8 protein-coding genes, 2 pseudogenes and 1 other annotated feature are annotated in these 12751 nt (G+C 49.0%); of the genes and pseudogenes, 3 read left to right on the top strand and 7 right to left on the bottom strand.

Annotated features, from left to right (window positions below):
* Positions 1-22: 22 nt before the first annotated feature.
* The 3 genes and pseudogenes from thrC to thrA form a co-directional block, all read right to left on the bottom strand.
* Positions 23-1306, bottom strand: a complete 1284-nt coding sequence (gene thrC / locus KHX94_RS15275; protein ID WP_213681286.1) for a threonine synthase — start codon at positions 1304-1306, stop codon at positions 23-25.
* Positions 1267-2285: pseudogene (gene thrB / locus KHX94_RS15270) on the bottom strand (homoserine kinase). Before thrB ends, thrC begins: the two are co-directional and overlap by 40 nt.
* On the bottom strand, positions 2282-4750 hold the full coding sequence (gene thrA / locus KHX94_RS15265; protein WP_213681285.1) for a bifunctional aspartate kinase/homoserine dehydrogenase I: 2469 nt from the start codon (positions 4748-4750) through the stop codon (positions 2282-2284). Before thrA ends, thrB begins: the two are co-directional and overlap by 4 nt.
* A 519-nt stretch (positions 4751-5269) precedes the next feature.
* Here thrA and slyD point away from each other — a divergent pair.
* On the top strand, positions 5270-5896 hold the full coding sequence (gene slyD / locus KHX94_RS15260; RefSeq protein WP_213681284.1) for a peptidylprolyl isomerase: 627 nt from the start codon (positions 5270-5272) through the stop codon (positions 5894-5896).
* Positions 5897-5939: 43 nt separating this feature from the next.
* Here the strand turns inward: slyD and trpR are convergent, their stop codons facing one another.
* Positions 5940-6221, bottom strand: a complete 282-nt coding sequence (gene trpR / locus KHX94_RS15255; RefSeq protein ID WP_213681283.1) for a trp operon repressor — start codon at positions 6219-6221, stop codon at positions 5940-5942.
* A 609-nt stretch (positions 6222-6830) separates the two neighbouring features.
* Here trpR and hpf point away from each other — a divergent pair.
* Positions 6831-7166: a ribosome hibernation-promoting factor, HPF/YfiA family gene (gene hpf / locus KHX94_RS15250; protein WP_133038066.1), complete on the top strand. Its 336-nt coding sequence runs from the start codon at positions 6831-6833 to the stop codon at positions 7164-7166.
* A gap of 113 nt (positions 7167-7279) precedes the next feature.
* Positions 7280-7394 (top strand) — a sequence feature (Phe leader region).
* Positions 7395-7426: 32 nt separating this feature from the next.
* The gene (gene pheA / locus KHX94_RS15245; protein ID WP_213681282.1) at positions 7427-9364 is read left to right on the top strand and encodes a prephenate dehydratase; all 1938 of its coding nucleotides are present in this window, start codon (positions 7427-7429) and stop codon (positions 9362-9364) included.
* Positions 9365-9483: 119 nt separating this feature from the next.
* Here pheA and KHX94_RS15240 read toward each other — a convergent pair whose 3' ends face one another.
* The 3 genes and pseudogenes from KHX94_RS15240 to hcp all read right to left on the bottom strand — a co-directional run bounded on the left by KHX94_RS15240 (position 9484) and on the right by hcp (position 12733).
* Complete coding sequence (locus tag KHX94_RS15240; RefSeq protein ID WP_213681281.1) at positions 9484-9819, bottom strand: hypothetical protein; 336 nt, start codon at positions 9817-9819, stop codon at positions 9484-9486.
* Between the two features lie 117 nt (positions 9820-9936).
* Entirely contained in the window at positions 9937-11019 is a 1083-nt protein-coding gene (locus KHX94_RS15235; protein WP_213681280.1) for an FAD-binding oxidoreductase, read from the bottom strand.
* A 56-nt stretch (positions 11020-11075) separates the two neighbouring features.
* A pseudogene (gene hcp, locus KHX94_RS15230) lies at positions 11076-12733 on the bottom strand (hydroxylamine reductase).
* Positions 12734-12751: the final 18 nt, after the last annotated feature.

Here is a 12751-nt window from a genome sequence, read left to right as displayed (position 1 = left end):
GGCCAACCACACCCGCTAAAGACTATGACAGCTCGGCCAACATGTGCGCCTTCAGTGCCGCAAAATCTGCTGGCAATACCGCTGACAGCACAGGTTTTTCCTTCACCCGCTGCAACGCTGGTGGCAGGGGTAATGCGGTGCCCAGTTCCCGATCCACCACATCCTTGAATTTTGCAGGATGAGCTGTTGCCAGAAAAATCCCGCGTTCATCCTCTTTCAAACAAAGCTGGAGCGCTTCTGCCGCCACCGCTGCATGAGGTTCGGTCTGATACCCCAACGTTTGCAGCGATAACATAGATGCATGTGTTTGCTGCTCAGAAATCGCCAATCCGGTCAATTCGCTCAATGGCCATTTCATCTCACTGAAAATAGCTTCTACCCGCGGCCAGTTACTAGGTTCAGAAACATCCATCGCATTTGACATAGTCGCCATCGTTTGTCTCGGCGCCCAATCGCCAAAAGTGAGATAACGCGGCACCGTATCATTGCTGTTGGTCGCCGCAATAAAACGCTTCACAGGTAACCCCATGGCCTTTGCCAGCAAGCCTGCCGTCAAGTTACCAAAATTACCACTGGGTACGGCAATCACCGGAGAGTCGTGATATTGCTGGCGATAGCGCGTCACCGCTTCAAAGTAATAACAGATTTGCGCAAGTAGCCGGCTGATATTAATCGAGTTGGCAGAATTCAAACGTAGGCCATCACGAATGTCATGGTCTTCAAATGCTTGTTTCACTAATGTCTGGCAGTCATCAAAATCCGACTCAACAGCAACTGTGTGAATATTACCACCGAGAGTAGTGAACATTTTTTCCTGCAATTCACTGATCTTGCCTTTCGGGTATAACACCATCACCTGTACGTTATCTAACCCGTAAAAAGCATCGGCCACCGCTGCACCAGTATCCCCAGAAGTTGCGGTTAAAATAGTTAAGGGTTGATTGCCACCCAAGGCATTAAGGCATTGCGCCATAAAACGTGCGCCGAAATCCTTAAAAGCCAGCGTTGGGCCATGAAACAGTTCAAGACTGCTACGCTGCGCATCAACGGTAACTAGCGGCAACGGGAAGTTGAATGCTTTTTCAACCAAGTCATCCACCAGCGGCTGCCCCAATTCATCCGCCAACCAAGCCCCCAATACCCGTTTGCTACGCTCGATAAACGGCAGCGCCAGCAAAGCGTCAACATTTGCCAAACGGGGAATTCGAGCAGGGAAAAATAACCCGCGATCAAGCCCCAGACCTAACTTAAGTGCCTCTGAAAAATTCACCCTTTGCGCAGGATGTTTGAGATTGTACAGTTCCATATCAATTTGCCCTTGCTCTTAATCAGTATTGACCTTGTGGCAATACTCGCCCCCAAATTATCCAAGCGACAGATGTGACTAAAGCCACCCGCTTCCGTCAAATAGTGTTGTTCCAGCCAGTTTTTCGCCCGTTCAGCCGTTGGCAGATCCCGACACACCGAAAATAACGTTGGTCCGCTGCCAGAAATCCCCGTGGTCATCATGCCCAATTCTGCCAAGGTTGACCGAGCCTGTTCGTAACCAGGAATAGCAGGTGCGCGATAGGGTTCGGCCAGCACATCTTTAAGCACCGCTATCGCTAACGCTTCATCCTGACGATAGCTGGCATGCACAAATGCACTGAGATTGCGACCAAAATCGATGACCACAGGTCGCTCGTATTGCACTGGCATAAGTGCCCGCATTTTGGCAGTTGATAGTGAAATACCGGGATAAGCCACCACCCAATACCATTGTTCAAACGCAGGAATGGGTTCGCAGATCCGTTGTGGCAAATCCAACATCAACTGTATGCCACCCAAGTAACAAGGGGCGACATTGTCATAGTGTACAGCACCGCTGATACGGCCTTCGAATTCGCCCATCAATGCCAGCAACTGTTGAGGATTACAGGGCTTACCGAAAAATTCGTTAAGTGCCAACAGCGCTGCCACCACGGAACTGGCACTAGAACCAAGACCACTCCCCACGGGCAAGTTTTTGCTAAGCGTTAGTGAAACGCCACCTTTAATGGCAAAGCGTTGCAGAAAAATTCAGCACACTGAAAAACGATATTCTGTTGCGGTGAATCGGGCAACTTATGCGCCCAAACACCCTGCTGCTGTAAATGCACACCGGTATCAGCGTGGGTAATCGTGACCGTATCGCCCAACAAGCTACCATCAATAGGCGTTAATGCAGCGCCTAATAAATCAAAACCTACGCCAACATTGCCCATTGATGCCGGGGCATAAACGGTTAAAGACTCAGCCTGACTCATAGATCCACCTCACGAGTCCAGTTCAAGGTACGCAACAGATCAGCAAAAACACCGGCTGCCGTCACTTCCGTACCCGCGCCATAGCCTCGCAACACAAAGGGAATCGGCTGATAATAACGGCTATAAAATGCCAAGGCGTTTTCGCCCTCTTTAACCCGGTACAATGGATCATGCTCATCTACCGCGCGGATCCCGACCCGGCAACCTTCGGTGGTAATTTCACCAACGTAACGCAGCACTTTGCCTTGCGCCTGTGCCGCAGCAACTTTTGCTGCCATCCAGGCATCCGCACTACTCAAGCGCTGCATAAATGCGGCAACGTCACCGCTACTGTCAAACTCAGGAGGCAACACGGGTTCTACTACAATGTCTTGCAATTCCAGTGGCATTCCGGCCTCACGCGCCAAAATCAACACCTTACGCGCAACATCCATCCCATTCAAATCCTCTCGGGGATCGGGCTCAGTAAAATGCTTTTCTCGGGCATGGGTGGTTGCTTCTGATAGGCTCATTCCCTCTTCAAGTTTACCGAAGATATAGGACAACGAACCTGACAGAATTCCTTTAAAATGCAGTAACTTATCGCCAGCAAACATCAATTTTTTGAGATTATCTATCACGGGCAAACCAGCGCCGACATTCGTTTCATACAAAAACTGCCGGCGTTGCGCCAATGCACTTTGGCGTAACTGCCGATAAAAGGCCATATCACGGGTATTGGCTTTTTTGTTGGGAGTCACCACATGGAAACCAGCAGCCATCACTTCGGGATACTGTGAAGCAATCTCGTCCGAAGACGTACAGTCAACAAATACTGGCGTCAGTAACTGCTGCTCTTTGGCCCAAGCCAGCAGTTTTGGCAAATCAAATGCTTCACCAGCGCTCTCCAGCAAGGCTTGCCATTGATCCAACCCAATGCCAGCGGCTTGCAGCAGCATACGGTTAGAGTTGGCAATGCCACACACCCGGATGCTGATGTTCTGGCTGTACAATAGTTGCTGCTGATGGGCTATTTGTGCCAACAGCCCTGCACCTATGTTGCCAGCCCCCACCAGAAATACATCCAGATATTGCTGCACATCAAAGAATCCCTGATGACAGGCTTTGATAGCATGTGGCGTTTTACGTTGCTCAATAACGGCAGAGATAGAACGTTCAGAAGACCCTTGGGCGATAGCGATAATATTCACGCTCGCCTGTGCCAATGCTTGAAAGAACTTGGCCGCCACGCCTTTGTGTGTGCGCATACCATCGCCGATAAGAGACACAATGGCCAGTTGATGCCGCATCACCAAAGGCTCCAGCAGTTCACTTTTAAGCTCTAGCTCAAACTCCTGCTCTAACGCCCGTTTTACCCGTTTGGCTTCAACCGTTGGCACACAAAAACTGATGGAGTATTCACTGGAACTTTGGGTTATCAATGTCACCGAGACGCCACTGCGGGCGATAGAGGCCAGAATCCGAGAAGCCATGCCCACCATGCCTTTCATCCCTGGGCCAGAAACATCCACCATTGTCTGATTATCCAGGTTTGAAATTGCTTTTACCTGTAAGCCAGTTTGATCGGGATGGCTGGACACCAAAGTGCCCGGCGCCGCGGGATTAAAACTGTTTTTGATATAGCAGGGGATCTGGAACTGGGCGATTGGAGAAATAGTACGAGGATGCAATACCTTGGCACCAAAATAAGAAAGCTCCATTGCTTCCTGATAGCTTAATTGAGACAAGAGTTTCGCATCAGGCACCACTCGCGGATCGGTATTATAAATGCCGTCCACATCGGTCCAGATCTCGCAGCTTGACGCATCTAAACAGGCTGCCAATACCGCCGCGGAATAATCGGAACCATTACGGCCGAGAGTCACTACTTTCCCCTGCTCATCTGCGGCAGTAAACCCAGGCATTACCCATACCCGTTTTTCATCAAGCCCCAACAAGCGAAAACGCGGTTTGCTGACACCGATATCGACAGTGGACTCCATAGGCGTCCCGTGTGCCAGAAATAACGCTTTGGGATCCAAAAGCCCGGCACTAAGCCCTTTAGCTTCCATAACGTTGACCATGAGTGCCGCAGATAACTTTTCCCCGGCAACCACAATGTCGGCTCTGACACTGTCAGGACATTCGCCAAGCAGCATGATGCCTTGCAGTTTCTCAGACCAATAGCTTAACTGTGCATCCAGTAACTGCGTCAATGACTGTTGTGTTTCTTGGTGATTTAACACTGCAAATGCCGCCCCGTAAAGGCTACGAAAAACAGTTTCGACTTTACCTAGGGCGGCGGCCACATCACCTTTTTCCAGTGCGGTATCCACCATAGCTAACAGCCCGTTGGTCACTGTGGCTGGCGCCGATAATACGGTTGCAACGCTTTCTTCCTTGGCCGCATCCGCAATAATGCAAGCTGCCATATCAAACCGTTGCCAGTTTGCCAAAGATGTACCACCAAACTTCATCACCTTCATTGTCTATCTCCTGTACCCCGCCGCCCCAGAAACAAAAAAGCCCGCTCCTGGGTGGGAGCGGGCCTGATTTCTACACTTCCTTAAGGATGCGTCAGCCCGCCCCCACACCGGTAATGGTGGTGGTTGTAATAATGGTGGTAATCACAACGCTGACGTACATCATAAGGATTCTGTGTTTAGTGTTAATTGAATGTGTAAATAAGTATGTCGCACAGAATTGCTTTTTTCCTGCAACCTTGTCAAGCGCTTTTTGACATCTATATCAACAAAGCCGTCATTCACTTAAGAGAACATCATAAAATAGCCGACTTTATTAGATAATTATTAATGTCCGCCGCTCGTCATTTACGCAGCAATCGTTTTTATTCTTCAAAAAACCATCCACTCGCTGATGATGACAAGAGGAATTGAATGCCCTGAGTGCAAACAATGTGCAGCAGCTAGCATTCGCTAATAACAATGGTCGCCAGCCTTGCATTTACACGCTATCATGCGCCGACACGATTAACGGGAGGCGATATGCAAATCACCCAAAACCATGCGGTAACGATTCACTACCGCTTGACTGACGCCAAAGGCCAACTGCTTGAGAGCTCCTTTGACGCCGATCCACTAGTTTATCTTCATGGCATGGGCAACCTGATCCCAGGTCTTGAAAAAGCGCTGGAAGGCAAAACTCAGGGCGAACAGTTTGAAGTCACAATTGATTGCGAAGATGCTTACGGTCCTTACCATGATGGTCTGCGTCAAGAAGTACCTTTAGAAGCTTTTGGTGATATTCAGGATATCGTTCCCGGCATGCGCTTTATTGCTGAAACTGAAATGGGTCAGCGTCCGGTACAAGTAACCGAAGTACTGGAAAATGCTGTTATTGTTGATGGTAACCACCCACTGGCTGGCCAGTCATTGACATTTGCCGTAGAAATTCTCGACGTCCGTGAAGCGACTGCGGAAGAGTTGGCTCATGGCCATATTCACGCCGGTGGCCATGACCATGAAGGCGGCTGCTGTGGCGGGCATGATCATGAAGGCGGTTGCTGTGGTGGTGAACACCAGCACGGTGACGGCTGTTGTGGTGGTCACGACCACAAGGAAGAAGGTTGCTGCGGTGGTGGCGGTAACGGCGGCTGCGGTTGCCACGGCTAATCATAAGCCACTATCAATAATAAGAGCCCATTATGGGCTCTTATTATTTGGAGGCGGATAAAATCAGTTGTCTTATCTGTTCCCGTCGTTCTGGCGGCATATTTTTCAAGTAATTAGAACATCGGGTAATGGTCGCGATACTCACGCCATAGTCTGCGGCAATCTGACGTTGGCTCAATGAGCCATCAAGCAATAACTGAAACACCTTTAACCGTCCGGCAATCGCCTGACGTTCATCTTCCGTCAGTAACAATTCAAATAAGCAGTCCAATTGCTGTGGATTTTGCAGTACCAATTGCTGTACATCATGCCAAAGAGGCCGCATAAATAACCGTCTTCATGTAATGCTACGTGACGACAGTATATCCTGCACTGAAAGCGAAAAAAGCAGGTGAACCAAGTCGTTGCTGAAATACGCTAACAGGCTACTGATAACGCCTCCAATGTGTTGTCTCAGCAAAATTAATCGTTGGCAGACAGCGCCATCACAGATACCCAGCAACAAGTTCGCCCTATTTTCTTGCGGGACAACAGCACGGTGAGCCCGTGATACGGCGACTTAGGAATGGTCAATACTCACACTTTCGGCAGCAGATGCTTCTCTCAATTTATGCCACAAATTTGCCATTAGCCCACAGTGCTAACGACAAAGTATTCGCCTACGCTTAACTAACGGCAGAAGTAACTGACAAACGGACGTGGATCTGCAATCGCGGGAGTAATGTGGGGTAGCAACACCGGAGCCATTCCATCAAATATGACCAGTTGCGCGCTATGATTCAAGCTTTTTAACGCTTCCGTTGTTGATCTTGCATGGAGGATCAAACTTCTACCGTGAGGTTATTTTAGTAAAGATAATTATTGATCCAGGTCACATTTCAGCCTGGTGCAATTGGTAATCTGAAACCACGGAAATGAAAGAGGGTTAGACAATATGCTAAAAATTACCAGCAAAGAATTCAATGTCACCGACGCTATCCGCAACCGTATCGAAAGTCGGCTTGAGAAACTTGATCGTTACGATGTGCAATTAATTAACCCCCATGTCATCATCCTTACCGAAGGGCCTTTGTTTAAAATCGAAACTTCAATCAAATTAGGTAACGGCCAGTTATTTGCCCAGGCCAAGCACCAAAATCTCTACGCGGCCATCAACGCTATGGGGCAGAAACTGGAAAAGCAGCTGAATCGACTGACACACAAACCCGCCAAACGCACCCTGTTAAATGGGGAACCGGCAGAAGAATATGCCACTGAATATGCGGCCTAAAGTGAGTCAGCGTTCGAGCGCCCCTGCGGGGGCGCTTTTTTATGTTTGAAACAATGAGCGGATTTTTTCGTTGACAGGGTACGCCCTTCGTTTTAGTTTTAAGCCCATGCATACAGTAGACTCATTCTTTTTCACTTTCTTTTTTACACCTCAGCTCCGGAGGCGGTGTTAGCGTGTAACTATGATAGTGAAAAACACCAAGCCTCCCAAACGGGAGGCTTTTTTGTCTTTAGCCGCGACGACCATAAACAGAGGTTGGAATGAAAAAAGCGCCGCAACTTAACCAAATCCGCGAACAAATCACCAGCGTAGATAAATCGCTGTTGGAATTACTGTCGAAGCGGCGTCAACTCAGCTTAGAAGTGGCTCGCAGTAAAGAGATAGATGTGCGCCCTATCCGCGATACCCAACGTGAAAAAGAACTGTTATCGAGGTTAGTGAAACAAGGACGGGAACAAGGCCTTGATGCTCATTATGTGCTCAGTCTGTATCAAACCATTATTGAAGACTCGGTGCTCAACCAACAAGCCTACTTGCAGTTACGTGCCGATCAAGCAGGACGAAAACCAAACTACACCATCGCTTATCTAGGGGCTCGCGGTTCATATTCCTATCTTGCCGCCCACCGTTATTGCGAACGGCGGGAGATGGAGATGCAGGACATGGGTTGCCATAGCTTTGACGAAATAGCGAAAGCGGTGGAGTCTGGTCACGCCGATTATGGTTTTTTGCCAATTGAAAACACCTCGTCGGGCTCCATCAATGAAGTGTATGACCTGCTACAACACACCAATCTGTCGATTGTGGGTGAAACCACCATCGACGTTAGTCACTGCCTGCTGGTAAAACCGGGTACCAGCGCTGAGCAAATCACAGCTATTTATGCGCATCCTCAACCTATAAGTCAGTGCAGTCGTTACCTCGCTCGCCATCCCCAGGTAAAGCTACACTATTGCGCCAGCAGTGCCGAAGCAATGGAACTGGTCAGCCGAGGCAATAATACCATGGCTGCTATCGGTAGTGCCGAAGGTGGAACGCTCTACCAGTTGGAGCCGTTAGAGCAGGATCTAGCCAACCAAAAAATTAATCAAAGCCGTTTCATTGTTGTGGCGCGTAAAACGGTTGTTGTTCCAGAACAACTTCCCGCCAAAACCACTTTGATTATGGCCACAGCCCAAAAGCCTGGCGCACTGGTTGAAGCGCTCTTAGTGCTGAAAGCACATAATCTCAACATGAGTAAACTCGAATCTCGGCCGATTCCCGGCACGCCATGGGAGGAGATGTTTTACCTTGATATTGACGGTAATGTCAGTCATGAAGACGTGCAACAAGCCTTGCAGCAATTGGAACGGATCACCCGCTTTATCAAAGTTTTGGGCTGTTATGCATCGGAAAACGTTAAGCCTACTCGTCTGGAAAACAGCCAGTTAATGATTGAGCCCAACAGTTCCCGGCAAGCGCTAGTCAACGACTGTGACCAAGCTCGTTACTCCCGAGAATTTAAGACCAGTGTGACAGAAGTGCTCAGTGGCGAATTACATCTCGGTAATGGCAGCCTGACCGCTATTACGGCGATAAACGCTGAAACCTTATTGCCAAATCCCGGTCAACATGCGCACGCGCTACGTGAAGCCGGATTCCAAGCGGTGCTCATCAACTGCTTAGAACCGCTCGCTACAGATGAATTAATGCAACTCAAACAGCAGCTTAATAATGCGGGCTTACAATGTATTTTCAGCATACAGCAACCGGCAGACTTAACCATCTTACCAGCGTATGCCGATCTGTTATTGCTTTCAGGCAAACAGATGTTCAATAAAGAGTTACTCACCAAGATGGGGGCGTTGAATATACCGATTATTCTTGAGCGTAACACGATGGCGAGCGAACAAGACTGGTTGAATGCAGCAGACCTCCTCCTTGCCGGAGGTAACCAGCAACTGGTGCTGTGTGAAGCTGGGGTTCGCAGCTTCAGTCATCCAGAGGAGTTAACGCTCGATCTTGCCGCATTGGTCAATATTAAAGCCCGCAGTCATCTGCCGATAATGGTCAATCTGTGTAACATCGACGTGCAACAGCAAGCGCAACTCGCCTGTGCCGCCAATCAGTTACACACGGATGGGCTCGTGCTACCCGCAGCCGATCTTACGGCACAAAGACAACAACTGGCACAACTCTATCAGCAGCGCTGTCAATAGCATTGCCTAACACTTGTCTATGTCCCGTCCTAAGATAGGTTGACAGTTTTTCAGGACGGGACACTATTAAACAATAAAGCCCTGAAAGTTCAGGGCTTTAATTTACTTAAAAACAAGTTTTACATGGCTACACCATCTGTTAGGTTCAACCATCCTTTAAAAATCCGGTAGCTAAACCAGATAACCCCTAAGGCAAAAAAACTGAGGCTTAACCACAGTGCATTACTCCAGTATCCCAGCGCCATCAATAGCAATAATCCAAAAATACTGCGGCGCTGCCACCGCAAGTGGCTCCCCAATAACGATGTTGACACAATATGCCGTTGACTGAAATTGATCAGCAGACTCAATACGACTGGCAATAAAAACAGCGGAAAGGCACACATCAGCCCATACAGCAGATGTCCGAGGCTGCGGTCTTCAGCAAGTATCAATTGCGAGGGGGATCCGGTCATAGTTTTTCTCCAGCCAACGTCTGTGAAGAGAGGGCCACCAGTAGCCCCGTACCTTAACCATACTTTGTGATCACAGATTGTGCAATGCCCTAGGTTAAATCTTAGCGAACCGTTAGCTCACAATAGCAATTTAACATCGGACAATGGCCTACTGGAGCACGCCAGTACCATGCCCGCGGCAATTTCTTCCGCCGTCAGTGTCTGTTGGCTACTGGAAACCACCTCACCTTCCACCACCCGACATTTACAGGCACCACATACGCCACTGCGGCAAGCGGCAATAATAGGCAACTGCATCGCCTCAATGCCCTCAAGTAAGCTCTGCTCTGCTCGCAACTGGGTGGACTGCTCAGCCACGCTCAGAGAATAGAGTGCTGTTGTCGCATCAGCGGATGGCGCGGGCGTGACCATTCCAAAGTTTTCTTGATGATAACGCGCCATATCAAACCCAAGTGAATCAAACAGGCTTTTACAGGCTTTCATGAAACGTTCTGAGCCACACACATACACGGTGCGGTCATGGAAATCCGGGGCTAATTGTCGCAGCAATGGCTCATCCAGATAACCTTGAAACCAGCCATCAGCGGCCAATAATGAGGGTGTTGATTCATGTTGCAGTAAGATGCCCAGCGAAAGTCCGCCATAATGCTTTGCCATCGCTTGTAAACTGTCACGATAAATCACATCGTCCTGCGTTTTTGCACTGTGAATAAAACAGATATCCGCCTCTGGCCCAAGCGTATCGGTGAGATAACGCGTCATCGAATACATAGGTGTTATGCCACAGCCGGCGCTGAGGAACAGATAGCGCGGTGCTGGAATATCTACCAGGTTGAACTCACCAAACGGCCCCATAGCTAGCAGACTGTGGCCGGGTTGTAGGTTATCCAGCAGATAATTAGAGACCTTGCCCCCGCTAACCCGTTTAATGGTCACCATCAATGAATGCGGCCGAGAGGGCGAAGAAGATATTGTATATGAGCGATGCAATATCTCATCACCAATCGCCAACTGGAAGGTGATAAACTGGCCGGGTTTAAAACGAAATTTCAACGGCTCGGCCGCCCGGAAACGGAAGCTCACAACGTCTGGAGTTTCTTGCCAACGCGCAGTACAGATCAGCCGAAGCTGGCCTGACTGCCAGTCTTCAGCCACAAAGCGTGCGGTCGCGGCATCAAGCGTCTGGGCAGAAATAGTCATCAGACTCCTCCTTATCAAAAATGGGCGCCGCTAACCGCCACGCCCACATACGACAATTAAGCCGCGCCAAGAATACAATCGAGGTCTTCAGCGACTGTGCTGACGTTACGCAAACCAAATTTATCTTCGAGGATTTTCAGCAGGTTCGGCGTCAGGAACGCGGGAGGAGTTGGGCCTGTACGAATATTTTTGACCCCAAAGAAAGCAGTGTCAGCAAAATGACGATGGCTTTCTGCTCAAACCAAGATAACACCAGACTCAGCGGTAATTCATTTACGCTGCACTCAAATACTTCAGACAGCGCCAACGCCAACTGAATAGCTGAGTACGCATCGTTACACTGCCCAATATCTAACAGCCGGGGAATGCCATTGATATCACCGAACTCCAGCTTGTTAAACTTGTACTTACCGCACCCTAAGGTAAGGATCACGCTGTCTTTCGGCGCCGCCTTAGCAAAATCGGTAAAATAACTACGTTCCGCCTTATCACCATCGCAACCACCCACTAGGAAGAAATGACGAATACTGCCATTTTTCACGTTTTCAACCACAGCAGGCGCCGCATTCATCAAGGCGTTACGGGCAAAGCCTATGGTGATCAGATGAGGAATTTCATCGTACTTAAAGCCATCTAGCGCTAATGCTTTCGCTATCACCGGGCTGAAATCATCACCTTCCAGATGACACACGCCAGGCCAACCAACAATACTGCGGGTAAAGATACGGTCGGCATAATGGCCAACATTGGGGTTAATGATGCAGTTGGAGGTCATTACCACTGCGCCAGGGAAATTGGCAAACTCTTGCTGTTGGTTTTGCCAGGCACTGCCATAGTTGCCCACAAGATGTGGATATTTCTTTAACTGCGGATAAGCCAATGCTGGCAGCATCTCACCGTGGGTATAAACATTGATGCCTTTATCCTGTGTCTGTTGCAGGATGAGCTCTAGGTCTTTCATATCATGACCAGACACCAGAATCGCTTTGCCTTTCACGGGCTTGGTATTTACCTGAGTCGGCTCAGGATGACCAAATGCGGCAGTTTCACCGCTATCCAGCATGGCCATTACTTGATAGTTAAGCTGACCAATATCCATCGCCGTGGCAAATAGCTTGTCAGCATCTTCACTATCGGTTGCCAAAAAGCCCATGATTTCGTGGAATTTTCCCGCAATTTCGTGACTGGTTTGCCCCAGTACGCGTGCATGTTCCATATAAGCCGCCGCGCCTTTCAGGCCATAGAGGCATAACAGCCGCAAACCTAAAATGTCTTCATTAACTTCACCACGGTTAGGCAGCGCCTGTTTGGCTTGCGCCAATAATTCAGGCTTGGAAGTGGCCAATAACAAGCTAGCCGCGGCGGGAAACGCCTCGAAGGCGATGCCATTTTCGTGACACAGGGATTGATACTGCGCCTGTAATCGATCCCGTAACACTGCTGCAGTACGAGCGTATTCAACAATTCGCTCATCATCAAAGTTTACATTGGTCAACGTGGAGAAAAACGCTTTCGGTACAAAGGTATCCACTTCCGCATCGATAATGCCAAAAGGCCTTAAACGCGCGGCGTACAGGGAAACCCCTTGCAACATGTAAATCAATAAATCCTGTAAATCTGAAGTCGAAGCCAACTTGCCACACATTCCTTGGGAATAACTGCAGCCGTTACCCGCTGGCGTTCTGATAGTTTGCTCACACTGAATACAAAACACGGTTGTTCTCCTTATTTC

The sequence above is a fragment of the Shewanella dokdonensis genome, from assembly GCF_018394335.1.
GTDB lineage: Bacteria > Pseudomonadota > Gammaproteobacteria > Enterobacterales > Shewanellaceae > Shewanella > Shewanella dokdonensis.
The sequence above is the reverse complement of the archived record's forward strand: the minus strand, read 5'-3'. Positions and strand labels throughout refer to the sequence as shown.

What these genes read in the sequence shown, in the direction of transcription:
- hpf (WP_133038066.1), top strand. Translation starts at nt 6,831, where the DNA reads ATGCTAAAAATTACCAGCAAAGAATTCAATGTCACCGACGCTATCCGC.
- thrC (WP_213681286.1), bottom strand. Translation starts at nt 1,306, where the DNA reads ATGGAACTGTACAATCTCAAACATCCTGCGCAAAGGGTGAATTTTTCA.
- slyD (WP_213681284.1), top strand. Translation starts at nt 5,270, where the DNA reads ATGCAAATCACCCAAAACCATGCGGTAACGATTCACTACCGCTTGACT.
- trpR (WP_213681283.1), bottom strand. Translation starts at nt 6,221, where the DNA reads ATGCGGCCTCTTTGGCATGATGTACAGCAATTGGTACTGCAAAATCCA.
- thrA (WP_213681285.1), bottom strand. Translation starts at nt 4,750, where the DNA reads ATGAAGGTGATGAAGTTTGGTGGTACATCTTTGGCAAACTGGCAACGG.
- KHX94_RS15240 (WP_213681281.1), bottom strand. Translation starts at nt 9,819, where the DNA reads ATGACCGGATCCCCCTCGCAATTGATACTTGCTGAAGACCGCAGCCTC.
- KHX94_RS15235 (WP_213681280.1), bottom strand. Translation starts at nt 11,019, where the DNA reads ATGACTATTTCTGCCCAGACGCTTGATGCCGCGACCGCACGCTTTGTG.
- pheA (WP_213681282.1), top strand. Translation starts at nt 7,427, where the DNA reads ATGAAAAAAGCGCCGCAACTTAACCAAATCCGCGAACAAATCACCAGC.